This window comes from Streptomyces mexicanus (assembly GCF_902506575.1).
In the GTDB taxonomy this organism is placed as follows: domain Bacteria; phylum Actinomycetota; class Actinomycetes; order Streptomycetales; family Streptomycetaceae; genus Streptomyces; species Streptomyces mexicanus.
In genome coordinates this window covers 978,765-993,982 of the sequence record NZ_LR732544.1, presented here as the reverse complement: position 1 = coordinate 993,982, position 15,218 = coordinate 978,765, and the positions used below count along the sequence as shown (strand labels likewise).

At 72.9% G+C, this 15,218-nt stretch carries 9 protein-coding genes, 1 tRNA gene and 3 pseudogenes; 11 read left to right on the top strand and 2 right to left on the bottom strand.

What is annotated here, in order from left to right:
* Positions 1-1,046: 1,046 nt before the first annotated feature.
* From GV126_RS04515 to GV126_RS04505, 3 genes and pseudogenes are all read left to right on the top strand, one after another.
* A complete protein-coding gene (locus tag GV126_RS04515) occupies positions 1,047-2,183 on the top strand; it encodes a methyltransferase (protein ID WP_159662898.1) in 1,137 nt (378 codons plus the stop codon).
* Positions 2,184-2,553: 370 nt separating this feature from the next.
* A pseudogene (gene aspA, locus GV126_RS04510) lies at positions 2,554-2,888 on the top strand (aspartate ammonia-lyase); the annotation flags it as partial.
* Positions 2,889-2,938: 50 nt separating this feature from the next.
* Complete coding sequence (locus GV126_RS04505; protein WP_159662896.1) at positions 2,939-3,877, top strand: glutaminase; 939 nt, start codon at positions 2,939-2,941, stop codon at positions 3,875-3,877.
* 292 nt (positions 3,878-4,169) lie between these two features.
* Here the strand turns inward: GV126_RS04505 and GV126_RS37110 are convergent, their stop codons facing one another.
* Entirely contained in the window at positions 4,170-4,304 is a 135-nt protein-coding gene (locus GV126_RS37110) for a hypothetical protein (RefSeq protein ID WP_268977395.1), read from the bottom strand.
* A 293-nt stretch (positions 4,305-4,597) separates the two neighbouring features.
* Here GV126_RS37110 and GV126_RS04500 point away from each other — a divergent pair, with 293 nt between their 5' ends.
* The 7 genes and pseudogenes from GV126_RS04500 to GV126_RS35650 all read left to right on the top strand — a co-directional run.
* Positions 4,598-4,765: a hypothetical protein gene (locus GV126_RS04500; RefSeq protein WP_159662894.1), complete on the top strand. Its 168-nt coding sequence runs from the start codon at positions 4,598-4,600 to the stop codon at positions 4,763-4,765.
* The gene (locus tag GV126_RS04495) at positions 4,762-5,430 is read left to right on the top strand and encodes a hypothetical protein (RefSeq protein ID WP_159662892.1); all 669 of its coding nucleotides are present in this window, start codon (positions 4,762-4,764) and stop codon (positions 5,428-5,430) included. Before GV126_RS04500 ends, GV126_RS04495 begins: the two co-directional genes overlap by 4 nt.
* 105 nt (positions 5,431-5,535) lie before the next feature.
* Positions 5,536-9,795 (top strand): CHAT domain-containing protein, encoded by a 4,260-nt coding sequence (locus tag GV126_RS04490; RefSeq protein ID WP_159662890.1) that lies wholly within the window; start codon positions 5,536-5,538, stop codon positions 9,793-9,795.
* Between the two features lie 69 nt (positions 9,796-9,864).
* Positions 9,865-10,281: a hypothetical protein gene (locus GV126_RS04485; protein WP_236569875.1), complete on the top strand. Its 417-nt coding sequence runs from the start codon at positions 9,865-9,867 to the stop codon at positions 10,279-10,281.
* Positions 10,282-10,358: 77 nt separating this feature from the next.
* Positions 10,359-11,315, top strand: a complete 957-nt coding sequence (locus GV126_RS04480) for a S66 peptidase family protein (protein WP_159662888.1) — start codon at positions 10,359-10,361, stop codon at positions 11,313-11,315.
* Positions 11,316-11,531: 216 nt separating this feature from the next.
* A pseudogene (locus tag GV126_RS35655) lies at positions 11,532-12,080 on the top strand (aldo/keto reductase); the annotation flags it as partial.
* A 44-nt stretch (positions 12,081-12,124) separates the two neighbouring features.
* Positions 12,125-12,508, top strand: a pseudogene (locus tag GV126_RS35650) (PP2C family protein-serine/threonine phosphatase); the annotation flags it as partial.
* A gap of 399 nt (positions 12,509-12,907) precedes the next feature.
* Here the strand turns inward: GV126_RS35650 and GV126_RS04470 are convergent.
* A tRNA-Met gene (locus tag GV126_RS04470) sits at positions 12,908-12,981 on the bottom strand.
* A 483-nt stretch (positions 12,982-13,464) separates the two neighbouring features.
* Here GV126_RS04470 and GV126_RS04465 point away from each other — a divergent pair.
* Complete coding sequence (locus tag GV126_RS04465; RefSeq protein ID WP_159662886.1) at positions 13,465-15,048, top strand: alkaline phosphatase D family protein; 1,584 nt, start codon at positions 13,465-13,467, stop codon at positions 15,046-15,048.
* Positions 15,049-15,218 lie beyond the last annotated feature (170 nt).

Below are 15,218 nucleotides of genomic sequence, written 5' to 3'. Positions count from 1 at the left end.
GACCGGCGGGGCGCCGCCGCGGCGGCGCGCCCCCGCCCCCCCGCGGCTCCGGGCGGGCGGGCCGGGGCTGCCGCCCCGGCCGCCCCGCCCCGGCCGGGGGAGCGACAACGCCCGGCGCCCGCCCGCACCGCGGGTGTTCGCCGACCGGCGCCGTCGGGACGGGAGCCGGCGGCGATACTGCGGTGAGGCGATCCGAGCGGGGGCGGAGGAACAGGTGACCCAAGGCGAGATCCGGCCCCCGGCGCTGACCGGCGAGCCCTGGCCGGTGATCGCCGTACGGGCGCCCGGTCCCGCCGGATCCTGAAGGACGGCCGTGCCGCGCACCGCGGGCGGAGCGCGCGGGCCACCCCGGCCGGACTGCCCACCCTCGGCCAACGCCCCTGAGCAAGCCCCCCCGGCCTGCCGTGCTGCTCCATGTCGGTGACTTCGACTGTTCCGGGACCGATATCGAGCGCGACTGGATCGCCCGCACCAGGCGCTGGGCGCAGACGCGGCGTGTGCTGCTCACCTACGACCGGGTGCAGGCGTACGGGATTCCGCCGGCGCAGGGCAAGGGGGACGACCCGAGATGGAAGGGCTTCGCCCGCCAGTACGGCTTCGACGCGCGCGAGCCGGTCCAGTGGGAGGCCGAAGCCCCTGCCACCGGAGGAACTCCACCGCCTGGTCCTCGAGGCCGTCGACCCCTACGTCGACCGCCAAGTGCTCGCCCAACAGATCGCCCACGAGGAAGAACAGCGCCGCGCCCTGGCCGCGTTGGTGCGGCGCTGGGGCGCGGCGGATGAGTGAGCCGTAGGGAGCGTGAGGGGCGTGATCAGCTTTGGCAGCCGGCCGGCACCTGTGCGAGCCTGCTGTCACTCCTCCGAAAGGACTGACTCTGATGCTCGGCATGGTTGTCTGGGACGTCCGCTCTCGCGCTTCGACCCGAGAGCGGTAAACGGCCACCTGCCTCAACGCGCACGCCTGCCCGACGGACAGGCGTGGGCTCAGTCTGCTCCTCGTCGAAGTGCTCTTCGTGCCCCCGCACGTTCGACCACGAGGAGTACGTGGTGTCCACGATCCACTGGACCGAAGGCCACACCCACCGGTCCGCCCGCTGGCATTCCGAGAACGCCGCCCCCCTTCCGCAGCGAATCGTCGTCGCCGACGACCGGACGAAGGCCAAGGACGCCTACCGCCAGGCATGCGAGGGTACGGCCCTGCTCTGGCAAGGCGACTTCCACAACGCCCGCCGGCTGCTGCGGGCGATGAGCCGCCGCATCGACCGCAAGCCGCCCAGGTCCACCACTTCCCCGAGCGACGCCTTCCACCTGCACCGACGCAACAGCAGTCACCGCGCCCGTGTCCTCGGAAAGCTCCTGGTGCTGCTGGACGGCGACTACACCCTGGCGTTGCGCCGGGCTCCCGACGTCCGCCAGGCGTGTCGGGAAGCCTACGGCCCCGCAAAGGGACCCATGGCGGTCTCTCTCAGGGAACTTCTGGGAGTGATCGGCGCGCACCAGTGGCGCGTGAAGGGAGTCGAGGTGCCGGCGCTCGGCACCCGCGTCCACCCCCACTACGGCGTGTTCGCGCCCACGAGAGGCGAGTACGTGGACCTGGTCGCCCATGCGCCGCTGCCACCGGCGACCCGTCGTAGTCCCGCCACCAGTACAGCGTTTGATCTCGGCACGGGAACCGGCGTCCTCGCCGCGGTCCTGGCCCGCCGCGGAATCAACCGCGTCGTGGCCACCGACATCAGCCCACGAGCCCTGCCCTGCGCCAGGGACAACGTCCGCCGGCTCGCACTGACCGACCGTATCGAGGTATCAGGCCCCGGCCTGTTCCCCGAAGGCCGAGCCGACCTCATCGTCTGCAACCCGCCCTGGCTCCCCGCCCGCCCGACCAGCCCCATCGAGCAAGGCGTCTACGACCCGGACAGCACCATGCTCCACAGCTTCCTCGCCGGGCTGCCGGCCCACCTCCGGCCAGGCGGCGAGGGCTGGCTCATCCTGTCCGACCTGGCAGAACACCTCGGACTGCGGACACGTCAGCAACTACTCGACACCTTCCAGGCAGCACGCCTCCGCGTTGCCGACAAGATCGACGTCAAGCCCCGGCACCCACGCTCAAAAGACGTCACCGACCCACTCCACACAGCGCGCAGCGCCGAGACCACGTCCCTCTGGCGTCTGATCACAACAGCATGACCGGCACCCGCCTCATGCAACGGCACTCCGCTTCCCGGTTCACCAGGTGAGCACATCCCGTGGGTGACTCCGCCGCACCCACGGGATGACCCGATGCCTTGCCAAAGCCTGAGGACAAAGACACCTACGGAGCGCATCCGACGCTGTGAGCGCACGGACGCATCGGTGCTGCAAGGAAGGCCGTACGGTCCGGATACGGACGACAGCGGCCGCGAGGCGGGCCCGCGCTGCCTGCCTGGTGCGGCAAGTCGCCGGGCAAGGGCTCCTCACGACGGTACTGCGCGCGGCCGCGTCTGTGCCGGGAGTGCGCCTGCCGCGACCGCCGCCGGGCAAGGGCCGCGCTGCCCGAGCGCATGGCGCTCGCGACCGCCGGCTCCAGCTCAACGCCTTCGAGCCGATCATCCTGCACTCCCTGTCGAAGTCGATCACGCACTGCAGAGCGCCTGCCGCACGCCGGCCGAGCGCTGTGTCTCCGGCATCACCGCCAACACCGAGCGGCTGCGCGTGACAGTGGAGAACTCCGTCGGCCGGGTCACCGCGCTCAACCCGCACAACGGCTACACGGCCGCGACCGACATCGCCAAGGAGGTCCCTTGCCACCGGCCGCGGTGTGGCCGAACCGGTACTGGAGAAGGGCCTGCCTGCCGGCCGGCCGAGCTGATGCGCCCGGAGATCGTCGCGGGCAGCGGCGCACCGGCCGCCTGACCTGCCGTAACGCCACCTCGACAAGGCTCGGGAACCGGCCGGGAGGCACAATGGTGATCATGACAACGACGTCGTCCGCCACCTTCCTGCCGGTCCTGGAGCGCATAGCCGAGGAGATCGACCACACGCCCGGGCGCGGCCGTCCCGCCGACTACATCCCGGCCCTCGCCGCCCGCGACCCGCGCAGCTTCGGCATGGCCGTCGCCGAGCCGGACGGCACGGTGTACGGGGTGGGGGACTGGCGGGAGCCGTTCTCCGCCCAGTCGATCACCAAGGTCTTCACCCTCGCCCTGGACCTGGCCCGGGAAGGCGACGAACTCTGGGAACACGTGGGCCGCGAGCCCTCCGGCAACCCGTTCAACTCGCTGGTCCAGCTGGAGTACGAGAACGGCATCCCGCGCAACCCGTTCATCAACGCGGGCGCCCTCGTCGTCACCGACCGGCTGCAGACCCGTACCGGGGACGCGGCCGGTGAACTGCTGGACTTCCTGCGCGCCGAGAGCGGCAACCCCGCCCTGGACTGCGACACGGAGGTGGCCGCCTCCGAGGCCGCGCACGGCGACCGCAACGCCGCCCTCGCGCACTTCATGGCGTCCTACGGCAACATCGACAACGACATACCGGTCCTGCTCGACCAGTACTTCCGGCAGTGCTCCATCGCCGCCTCCTGCGCCGACCTGGCCCTCGCCACCGGTTTCCTCGCCCGGCACGGCATCCGCGCCGACGGCAGCCGGCTGCTCAGCCGCAGCCAGGCCAAGCAGGTCAACGCGATCATGCTCACCTGCGGCACCTACGACGCGGCCGGCGACTTCGCCTACCGGGTGGGCCTGCCCGGCAAGAGCGGGGTCGGCGGCGGCATCATCGCCGTCGTACCCGGCCGGTGCACGCTGTGCGTGTGGAGCCCGGGCCTGGACGAACACGGCAACTCGGTCGCCGGGGTAGCGGCCCTGGACCGCTTCACCACACTCACCGGCCTGTCGGTCTTCTGAACCGGGGAACACATCCGGCACCCCGCGGACCCATACGTCACCGACCGCCCCGCCCCCAGCAGCACCGGCAGCGGGACCGGGTGCAGCAGCACGGGACCAGGCGCATGTACCGCTATGGCGCAGGAACGGGTGCGATTTCCGGCCGTGGAGGACCGGACCCGGCAGATCGTGGAGAGCTACGGGGGCGACGTCACGCTGCGCCAGGTGACCTCGCGACGGCCGACGCCCGCAGCGCCCGTCTCGCCGCCCAGGTCCGCCGACTCCAACAGCGCCTCAGCGAAGTGCTCGGTGATCAGATCTGGGCCGGCACGGCTCTGCTCTGCTGCGTGGCTTTCGACGGCGCCGCGAAGACGGCCGTCCGGGGCGGTGTGCCGGCCACCGTCTCCGCCGTCTGCGCCGGTGCGGCGTCCTTGGTGCTGGCAGCCACCCGCCTGCCTGCTGGTGGTCGCCGACGCAGGCGTCCTCGGACTGGTCATGACGGGTGTCTGCACGCCGGGGAGCGTCGCACTGGCCTGCAGGGCGTGCAAGCGGGCCGGTCGGCGCACGGCATGCTCACCGGGGGCGTGACGTTGCGCCGCGGACGCAAGGCCGGGGCGCGGGAAACGTGCCGCCGCGAGCCGGGCCGGGTGAAAGCTGCGAAAACCCCATGTGCCGTGCCTGGCACGGTCGTTACGGTGACGAGGTGCGGGCCCGAACGTGTCAGGGAGGATCCGGAAGGCCATGAACGGGAACGACGAGAGCACGGTGCCGCCTCCCGAGGTCGGCAGTGTCCGGCTGGCGGACGACGGCACGCTGGAGCAGTTCGACGGCACCGCCTGGACGCCGTACGAGGAACTGGTCGACGACGGGGAGGGCCAGGGCGCCTGGGACTTCCGGCGGCCGACATGACACTGCCCGTACCGACGGACCCGCAGGAGACGGCCCCGCTGCCGGTCACCGTCTCCTCGGCGCAGACCGCGGTCGCGGACATGCGCGCCACGGCCCGCTGGACGGTCGCCGCAACGGCGGCCGTGGGCGGCGTGTTGCTGGGCGGGCTGCCGTTCGCGGCCATCGGCAAGTTGCACGGCGGCGGCGACCTCGCGCTCGCCGTCGGCGGGCTGGCGGTGGCCATGGCCGGCGTGTTCTGGGTGATCTGGGCGACGGGCGAGGTCCTCACCCCCCGCTTCGTCACCCTCACCTCCCTGGACGGGCCGGGTCTGGCAGGTCTGCGCGCCGCCGTGCAGCGGGAACCGGAGGCGTTCTTCGGCCCGTTCGGTGCCAGCGCGGCCGAACTCGACCGGTCCTGCCGCCATCACACCCAGACGGCGGCCCGGATCGCACGCCTGCTCGTGACCGAGACGGACGACGTACGCCGGGCCCGGCTGACGCACTGGCTGGGCGTGGCACGCTCCAACGCCGCCCACGCCAGAGCCCGGCGGCGGGCGCTGCTGGAACTCGTCCACGCCTGGCAGGTGCGGGCCACTCTGCGCCGGGCGCGGATCCACACCCTGCTCGCCTCCCTCCTCGTCGTAGCCGGGGCGGTGCTCTTCCTCCTGGCCACCGACGGCGGCTGACGTCCCGCGCCCGGCTGGAGCAGTCACAGGCACACCGTGCCCGGCGACGCACTGACCGATTGAACGTCCCACGTTCCTCCGACCAACTCGCATCCGGACGGCACCATGCCCCTCGACCTCGCCGCGTCGCTCCTACGACGGCTCGACGCCCACGAGCGCGGAGACCATCAGGCGGTGCTCGACCCGGCCGCCCTGGCAGAGACCGAGGCCGTCCTCGCGTACAGCCTGGTCACACCGCGCGCCGCACCCCCGTGCATCCTCGACCGGGAGGGACTGCGGCTCGTGGCGCTGCTGCACAGCGCCCGCTGGGCCGCGCGGGGCTGGCCCGAGACGGACGCCGACCGGAACACCGCCGTACGGCTGTTCACCCTGCTGGCCCCCTACCGGCCCGACGCCGTCCCGGCACGGCTGCGGGACGCTGTCGCCGCAGCGGACGGGCCGGCCGCCCATGACCTGATGGAGCTGGAGAGCCGGGCCCTGGAGGCCTACCGGCGGTGGGGAACGCAGCTCGATCCCGGGGCACTGGAGGAGGCGGTGAGCCTGTGGAGGCATGTCGCCGGTGTGCTGCCGAAGGGCCATCCAGGCGTTCCGATGGCCCACTCCCACCTGTGCGCCGCGCTACGCGACCGGTTCGTCGCGCACCGGGGCGCGCACCGGCCGGACCTCACCGAGGCCGTCGCCGCCGGCCGGCTGGCCGTCGCCTCGGCCGCACCGGACGATCCCGACCGGTGGATGTATTCCGGCAACCTCAGCGGCGCGCTGACCATGCTGCACCAGGTGGCGCCCGAGGAAGCCGATCCCCGGGAGGCGGTGGCCGCGGCGACGGACGCCGTCCGGCGCGCCCCGCGACCCCACGCCGCGTACTACGGGCACCTCGGGGCGGCGCTGCTGCTCCGCGGCCAGCGGACCCCGGCCCGCGCAGAGGCGGATCTGGACGGGGCGATCGACGCGTTCACCGCGGCCGCGCGATACGCGGCGGCAGACGATCCGCAGCGCGCCGGGTACCTGTCGAACCGGGCCGTCGCCCTGCACACCCGGTACCTGACCGCCGAGGACCCGGACGACACCGACCTGGCCGACGCGCTGGAGGCGGCCGCGCTGGCGGCCCGCATCAGCCACCCCGCGGATCCCGAACGCGTCGCCCACCTCGCCAACCATTGCACCGTGCTGCTGACCCGGGCCGAGCGGACCCGGTCGGCGGCCGACGCCGAGGCGCTGCTCGCCGCGGAGCGCGCGGCGCTGGCCGCGGCGCCGGACGACGACTGGAGGGCCTCACGTCTGTGCTCCCTGAGCCGGGCGCTGCGGCTCCGCTTCACCTGCGGCGGTGAGCGGCGGCACCTGAACGAGGCGGTGCGCGCCGCCCGGCAGGCCGTACGGCTCGTCGGCGGCCGGGCCACCGGACCGCTCGGTGAACTCGCCCTGGCCCTGCTGGAAACGTCGCTCCACGCCCCACCCACAGGGGGCGAGGCGGAGTTCCGGGAGGCGGTCGGCCTCCTGGCCCGTCTGCGCGGCGCCGTGGGCCCGCAGGACGAACCAGGCCCCCTGATCGACCGGTTGACCGAGGTCGGCGGCGTCCTGATCGCCGGTGCGCTGGGCCACGACGAGCGTCCCGCCGTGGTACGCGACAGCGACCTCGACCGTGCCCTGGCGGTCCTTCACCTCGCCGCGGACCTCATGGCCGACCGGCCCGCACCGTCCACGCCCGAGGCGCGGCGGCTCGTCGGCCGCGTGGTCACCGCCCTGGGTGAGGCCACGGCCGCGCACTACGACCGGACCGGGGATCCGGCAGCGCTCGACGAGGCGGTGGCGCACCTGGACCGTGCCGTGTCCCTCACCGTGGCCGGACCTGCGGCGCCGCACGCCAGAGCCCTCACCCTCCTCGGGCTGGCCCTGCGCAAGCGCGGGATACACCGCGACAGCGTGGCTGACCTGCACCGAGCCGTGGAGGTGAGCGCCACAGCAGTGGACCGTCTGCCCCTGGACGATCCGCAGCGGCCCGGATGGCAGTCGCATCTGGCCGTCGTGCTGCTCGCCCGGTACCGGCGACTGCGCACGGAGTCCGATCTGGAGGAGGCCCTGCGGACGAGCCGCGCGTCCCTGGCGGCGGCGTCCGGGGCGCCGCCGTGGCAGCGTGCCGTCCTGCTCACGAACCTCGGCGCCGTGCTGCGCGAGACATACTTCCGGACCAACGCCCTGTCCGACCTCGATGAGGCGATCGACGCATTCCGGGACGCCGTCCGGGCGTCCGAGGCCGCCGGTCGGCCACCGGGCGAAGCGGCGGGCTTGCTCGCCGAGGTGCTCGCGGAGCGCCATCATCGCAGCGGCCTGCCGGCCGACCTCGACGAGGCGATCGACGCGGGCCGGCGAGGCGTGGCAGCGTTTCCCGCAAACCACGTCGGCAGGGCGGACGCCGTGATCCAGCTGGCCATTGCCCTTCAGGAGCGGGCGGCGGCAACGGGCCGGGCCGGAGACGCGCAGGAGGCGGTCGCCCACCTGCGCCAGGCCGTCGACGCGCTGCCCACCGGAATGCCGGTCCGTGAGCGTGCGGTGGCCGTGCTGTGCGTCGCGCTGCTGTCCCGCGCCGAGACCACCGGCTCGATCACCGACCTCGACGAGGTGATCGCCCTGGCCGGGCCGGCCCTCGACCGTACTCCGTCCGGCCATCTGCGCGCGGTCTCCCTGCTGACGGCCCTGGGCATGGCGCACACCGCCAGGTTCATGGCGACCGGCGACGACACCGACCTGCGCGCCGCCCGCGACGTGTTCCGCACCGCCGCCGGGCTGCGGGACCTGCCGCCTCTGGTGCACTTCTCCCACACTGCCCACTGGGCCCTGCGCTCCGCCCTGCTGGAGGACTGGGAGGAGTCCGTACGGGCCTACGAACAGGCCGTGGCGCAGCTGCCGCTGCTGGCCTGGCACGGACTCGCCCTCGCCGACCGGGTCCGGGGCTTCGCCGCCACCGACAGCATCGGCTGCGACGCCGCCGCTGCCGCGCTCAACGCGGGTCGGCCCCAGCAGGCGCTGCACCTGCTGGAGCGCAGCCGGGGCATCCTGCTGGCCCGGGCCACCGACGCCCGTTTCTCCCCGCAGGCGCTGGCGGAGGAGGCACCGGACCTGGCCCGCCGTATCGCCGAACTCAACGCCGAGCTGTACGGCCCGGAAGCCGATCCGCTCGGCAGGCCGGGCGCCGACCCGGACGACGTGCAGCGCGCCGAGGACCACCGGCGCCGGCGGCTGACCCGGGAACTCGACACGCTGCTGCACCGCGCCCTGGCGGTGCTCGGGCTGGAGGACACGGTCGCCGCGCCGACGCCGCAGGAGTTGCAGGACGCGGCGGGCGAGGGACCCGTCATCGTCATCAACGCCAGCTTCCTGCGCTGCGACGCCTTCCTCGTCACCGCGGACGCCCTACGCACGGTGCCGTTGCCGGAGCTGTACCTGGACGGACCCGGCGGCGCCGGCGAACGCGCCGGCGCACTGCTCGCCGCCCTCGCCGACCCCGGTGCGGCACCGCAGGAGGCGGAGGCCGTCCTGCGTGCCACCCTCGACTGGCTCGCCAAGACGGTCGTCGACCCGGTGCTCAGGGAACTCGACGCCCGCGGGGGAGTGCACGAACGCCTGTGGTGGTGTCCCACCGGCCCGCTGGCCCTGCTGCCGCTGCACGCCGCGGGCGTCCTGCCGGACCAGTACGTCTGCTCGTACGCCACGACCCTGCGTTCCCTCGCGGACGCCCGCGCCCGCGACGCGGCCGGTGCCCGCGCCGACACCGCGGACCGGGTTCTCGTCGTCGACGAGGCGGCCCTGCCCGGTCTGCGGCCGCTGTCGCGTGCCCGCCGGGAGGCGATGCAGTTGTACCGGCGGGATCCGCAGCACCGCACCCTGCTGGCGAGCGCACCGCGCCACGTGGTGCGGCGGCAGCTCGCGCATCATGCCGTGCTGCACTTCGCCGGACACGCCGAGCACGTCCCGGCCGACCCCGCCCGCAGCGGCCTGTACTGCGCCGACCACGCCGACGCCGGGCCACTCACCGTGGAGGAGATCGCCCGGCTGCGGCTGGAACGGGCCCGGCTCGCCTTCCTCTCGGCCTGCGAGACCGCCCGGGGCGCCGCTGCCGTACCCGACGAGGGGGTCCATCTGGCCGGCGCCCTCCAACTGGCCGGATATCCGCATGTGGTAGCGGCGCAGTGGCCGGTCGCCGACCACGCGGCACACCTCCTCACCGAGCACTTCTACGCCGAACTGGACACGGACGGACGCCTCGACCCGTCCCGCACGGCCCACGCCCTGCACCGAGCCGTCCGCCACCTGCGGGACACCGACCCGAACCCCCTGCTGTGGGCCGCGTTCGTGCACAGCGGCCCGTGAGGCCACGGCTGTCTCGTCGGTCGTGGTAGTCCGCAGGACGGACGGCGGGTCGGCCCGAGGGGGAGCGGGGTGGCCCGGGCTTGGCGGTACTTCGACGCTTCCGCGCTCGCCGACCGTCTCGCCGACAGCGCGCACGCCTTCGAAGAGAGCAGCGCCGCGGAAGGGGCCGGGCATGCGCCGATGCCGCCGGTCGGCAACCCCGAGCCGGCGCTGACCCTCGCCGGCGGCCCGGACGCCCTGGCACAGACCGGCGGCGACTCGTACGCGGTCATCGTGAACGTGGCGGTCAACGCGTGGATGGCCGGCCACATCCACGGCGAGGACGGCCGCACCGGCTGCGACGGCAGCCGCGGCCCGGCCGGACACGCCTGGGAAGCCCGGATGCGCACGATCACCGAAATGCAGCCGGACATCGCCAAGTGGTTCGGCCGCGAGGTGTGGACCCGCGCCGTCAACGACACCGGCTATACCGTCACCCGCCGCTGATCCGCCATCGGCGCCGCAAGCCGAACTCCTACGCAGACGGCTCACCTTCGGCTCGGCGGGTGTAGGAAGATCCCGGCATGGACAACCGCGACAGTCATCGAACCGTGCAATCGCCGCGGTTACGGCCCGGGGATCGGGTGCGGATCGTCTCTCCAGCCAGTCCACCCAGCCGCGAGGGAGTCGCCCGTGGCGTCGAGCTACTGACGTCATGGGGGCTCCAGGTCGAGTTGGGCGAGCACGTCTTCGACCAATGGGGGTATATGGCCGGCCGAGATGAGGATCGCGTCTTCGACCTGAACTCGGCGTTCGCTGACCCGGGAGTCCGCGCGGTGATTGCCACCCGGGGCGGCAAAGGCGCCTACCGCATCGTCGACGACCTGGACTTCGACGCGGTGCGGCGCGACCCCAAACCCTTGGTCGGCTTCAGCGACATCACCCACCTCCACCTTGCCCTGTGGACGCGATGCGGTCTGGCCTCGCTGCATGGCCCGTTCGCCAACTGGAGCGACGAATGGTCCGGGCCGGCGTCAGCCGAAGCCCTTCGCCGAGCGCTGATGACCACCGACCCTGTCACCATCCACCGGGACACCAGCCAAGCCAGCGCGGCGGTCACCGTCGAGGGCACCGCGACCGGTGTCTTGGTCGGCGGCAACCTTGACGCGATACGCACCGAAGCCGGAGCCGGTCTGCCGAGGCTTAAGGGGGCCATCCTCTTTCTCGAACACCGGAGAGGCACAGGGCTGGGAGAGGTCGACCGCGCACTGACCCAGCTGACCCGCACTGGGGCCCTGGAGGGACTGCGCGGTGTCGCACTTGGCCAATTCCTCGGCTTCGACCGGGATGCCGATGATCCAACCCTGGGGGGATGGGGCATTGCCGACGTACTGCGCGACCGGCTGACGCGCCTGGGTGTTCCTGTTCTCGGCGGACTTCCTGCCGGACACGGCCTCCACCCTCCGACCGTTCCGCTCGGCACTCAGGCCACGATCGATACCGCCGAAGGAACCTTGACGGTTCAGCCAGCCGTCGCCTGACCGTCGACCGCCTCACCCAGCGTGGAAGGCCCACGCGGCGGTGGTTGATCGGGTTTTTTATGCCCCGGAGCCGCTTGTACGGGGTCGAGCGCTGATCATACGGGTGCCCTTCCCGAAACCTGGCGCTCCCGATCCGGGCATGCGGCGCTCGCCGGTTGACCACCTTCGCACGCGACGCCGTGTTCAACGTGCAGAACCGGGCCGGGTCATTTGTTTGTCCACCGCGCCCTCGACGCCGGCATCAACTTCGTCGACACCGCGGACGTCTACTCCGCCGGTGTCTCGGAGGAGATCGTCGGCAAGGCGCTCCAGGGCCGGCGCGAGGACGTGTTCCTGGCCACCAAGTTCTTCATGCCGATGGACCAGGACGACCCCAACCGGCGCGGCGGTTCCCGCCACTGGATCATGCGCGCGGTCGAGAACTCCCTGCGGCGCCTGGGCACCGACCACATCGACCTCTACCAGGTGCACCGGCCCAGCCCCGACACTGACGTCGCGGAGACCCGCGGGGCCCTGACCGACCTGGTCCGCCAGGGCAAGGTCCGCTGCATCGGCTCCTCCTCCTACTCCGGCTCGCAGATCGTCGAGGCCCAGTGGGTCTCCCGGGAGCGGCACCTGGAGCGGTTCGTGACCGAGCAGCCGCCGTACTCGATCCTGGTCCGCGGCATCGAGGAGGACGTGCTGCCCACCGTGCGCCGCCACGGAATGGGCACGCTCACCTACAGCCCGCTCGCCGGCGGCTGGCTCTCCGGCCGCTACCGCAAGAACGCTTTCGAGGCCTGCCTCGGCGGCGCGTCCCCAGGCCCGCTTGGACCGGCCCGCTGCGCTGCCCGCCCGGAGCCCCGCTGGGCACGGGCCTGGGCCTCACCGCGACCCTGTGCCGCGAACAGCTCAAGCCGGGCGACCGCCTGGTCCTCTACACCGACGGCATCACCGAAACCCGCGATCCCGGCGGGGAGGAGTTCGGACTGGAGCGCTTCCTGAACTTCGTCATCCACCACAACGCCGACGGCATGCCCGTGCCGGAAACCCTGCGCCGGCTGGTGCACAGCATCCTCGACTACCACCAGGGCCGACTCCAGGACGACGCAACCGTGCTGCTCCTCGAATGGCGCGGCCCCGAAGCAGGCGTGACCGGCACCGATGTGTCCACCGCCCTTCGCACCCACTCCGCCCAAGTCTCGCAGACGTAGGGCCGGCAGCACCGGCTCGTTCGGACAGCGCAGCTCATGACGAGGACTTCGTCGTCGCCGTGAGGCTGGGAGCCCACCCGCGCGGGGTCGTCCGTCGCCGTCCGACCACGGTCACGAAGCGACAACGCCTCCGCGGACCAGGTCGTAGCCCCCGCCGACAACCTGGCCGACAATCGTCCGCACCCTGTGCCTGCCTGGAGAAGTGGGTGGGTGGGACAGGCCCCGCCCCGGGCGGCGGTGATGGGGCGGGCGCCGGTGGTGCGACGGCGGGGCCGCGCGCGAGGGCGTCGCGCCCGCGGGCCACCGTCACTCGCCTCGGCGTCCATGACCCATAGGCCCAGTGCCCGACACGCGTCCGGCCCCTCTCGACGTGGCGTCGAGAAGGGGCCGGTGCGTAAGTAGCGGGGACAGGATTTGAACCTGCGACCTCTGGGTTATGAGCCCAGCGAGCTACCGAGCTGCTCCACCCCGCGTCGGCAACTCGCTCACCCTACACGCGAGTGCGGCCGGGAAGCGAACACGCGCATCCCCCGAGGAGTGGCGCCGGGCGCCGGTTCCTTGCTGTCCTGGGCGGGCGCGGTCTTGTCTGAGAGTTGGCCGGGTGGTGGTCGGCGAGGGTGGTGCCGGCGGGTAGGGGGCCGAACCGCGGGTGAACAGCAGGCGTGGCGGCCCGCCCGACCGTCGTGTCCCGGTAAAGGCCGTCCCGCCGCCTGACCGACGGGGTCCCGGCCAGGGGCCTCCGGCCGCCCCGACCTGGCACAGCGGTTCGGGCCGCCACGCCTGCTGTTCACCCGCGGTTCGCGTGCGCGCCGCACCGCACCAGTAGGTGTGGCAGCGCACACCGACACCGACGGGTGCGGCAGCGCCCACCGACACCGACAGGTGCGGAACCGCACACCGCCGCCGAAAGGTGTCGCACCGCACACCGGCCGGATCCCGTCCCTGGAGGCGCCGTCATGTCCCACCGTCCCTTCCCCGGCCGCCGCAGCGTCCTGCGCGGCTCGCTGGCCGCCTCGGCGGCCCTCACCGTGCCCGGCGCGCTCGGCGCGGCCCCGGCGCTCGCGCTGTCCGGCCGTCCCCGGGCCGGCTGGGGCGTGCAGGCGGGTGACGTGACGGCCGACTCGGGCCTGGTCTGGACGCGGGCGGACCGCCCGGCCCGGATGATCGTCGAGACCTCCGCCACCGAGTCGTTCCGCAACCCGCGCAGATGGCGGGGGCCGCTGCTCGGCGCGGGCACCGACTTCACGGGCACGGCCCGGCTGCACGGACTGCCGGCCGGTGAGCAGATCCACTACCGGGTGCTGCTCGCCGACCCGGACGACCCGCGCCGCACGAGCGAGCCGGTGTACGGCACCTTCCGCACCGCGCCCGAGCGCCGCCGCGACGGCGTGCGGTTCGTGTGGTCCGGTGACCTGGCCGGGCAGGGCTGGGGCATCAACGAGGAGATCGGCGGCTACCGGATCTTCGACGCCATGGCGCAGCTGGACCCGGACTTCTTCCTGTGCAGCGGCGACAACATCTACGCCGACGGCCCGATCCAGGCCACCGCCACGCTGCCGGACGGCCGCGTCTACCGCAGCCTGACCACCGAAGAGAAGTCGCACGTCGCCGTCTCCCTGGCCGACTTCCGCGGCAACTTCCGCTACAACCTGCTCGATGCGGCGCTGCGCCGGTTCAACGCCCAGGTGCCGAACATCATCCAGTGGGACGACCACGAGGTCCGCAACAACTGGTACCCCGGCGAGGTCATCGGCGCCGGCACCCCCTACCCGGCCGGGACGAAACTGGACGACCTGGCGCTGCGCGCCCGCCGGGCGTTCTCCGAGTACTTCCCCATCTCCACGGTCAGCGGCCGCCCGGACGGCCGGATCTACCGCGTCCACCACCACGGCCCGCTGCTCGACGTGTTCGTGCTCGACATGCGGACCTACCGCGACCCCAACTCGCCCGACGACCAGAAGAGCGACCCGCAGGGCATCCTGGGCCGCACGCAGTTGCAGTGGCTCAAGCGGGAGCTGGCCCGGTCCCGGGCCGTGTGGAAGGTCATCGCCGCCGACATGCCGCTCGGCCTGGTCGTGCCCGACGGGGTCGAGGGCAAGCCGCACTTCGAGGCCGTCGCGCAGGGCGATCCGGGCGCGCCGCTGGGCCGGGAGCTGCAGATCGCCGAGCTGCTGCGGTTCGTCAAGCACCGGCGCATCACCGGCACGGTGTGGCTGACGGCCGACGTCCACCACACCTCCGCCCAGCACTACGAGCCCGCGCGGGCGGCGTTCAAGGACTTCGAGCCGTTCTGGGAGTTCGTCTCCGGGCCGCTGAACGCGGGTGCCTTCCCGGCCAGCGCGCTGGACGGCACGTTCGGGCCGGACCGGGTCTTCGTCAAGGCGCCCACCGCCTCGAACGTCTCCCCCGCCGAGGGCTACCAGTTCTTCGGCGAGGTCGACATCGACGGCGACAGCGGCGAGCTGACGGTGCGGCTGCGCGAACAGGACGGCACGGTGCTCTTCACCCAGGTGCTCCAGCCCGGTCGCGTAGGCCAGTAACTCGCCTGCGTCCCTTACCCTTTGAGGTGTGCCGCGCACCGGCGTCATCCCCCGGCGCGCGGCACGGCCAGGGCGGGCACGCGCCCCTCTTCCGAACGGGACGCACGGTGCATTCAGGGCGTATGCCCAGCATCGGGGCTTTACCCATACGTCACAGGGCGTTCGCGGTC

What these genes read in the sequence shown, in the direction of transcription:
- GV126_RS04480 (WP_159662888.1), top strand. Translation starts at nt 10,359, where the DNA reads ATGGACAACCGCGACAGTCATCGAACCGTGCAATCGCCGCGGTTACGG.
- GV126_RS04505 (WP_159662896.1), top strand. Translation starts at nt 2,939, where the DNA reads ATGGTGATCATGACAACGACGTCGTCCGCCACCTTCCTGCCGGTCCTG.
- GV126_RS04490 (WP_159662890.1), top strand. Translation starts at nt 5,536, where the DNA reads ATGCCCCTCGACCTCGCCGCGTCGCTCCTACGACGGCTCGACGCCCAC.
- GV126_RS04465 (WP_159662886.1), top strand. Translation starts at nt 13,465, where the DNA reads ATGTCCCACCGTCCCTTCCCCGGCCGCCGCAGCGTCCTGCGCGGCTCG.
- GV126_RS04500 (WP_159662894.1), top strand. Translation starts at nt 4,598, where the DNA reads ATGAACGGGAACGACGAGAGCACGGTGCCGCCTCCCGAGGTCGGCAGT.
- GV126_RS04495 (WP_159662892.1), top strand. Translation starts at nt 4,762, where the DNA reads ATGACACTGCCCGTACCGACGGACCCGCAGGAGACGGCCCCGCTGCCG.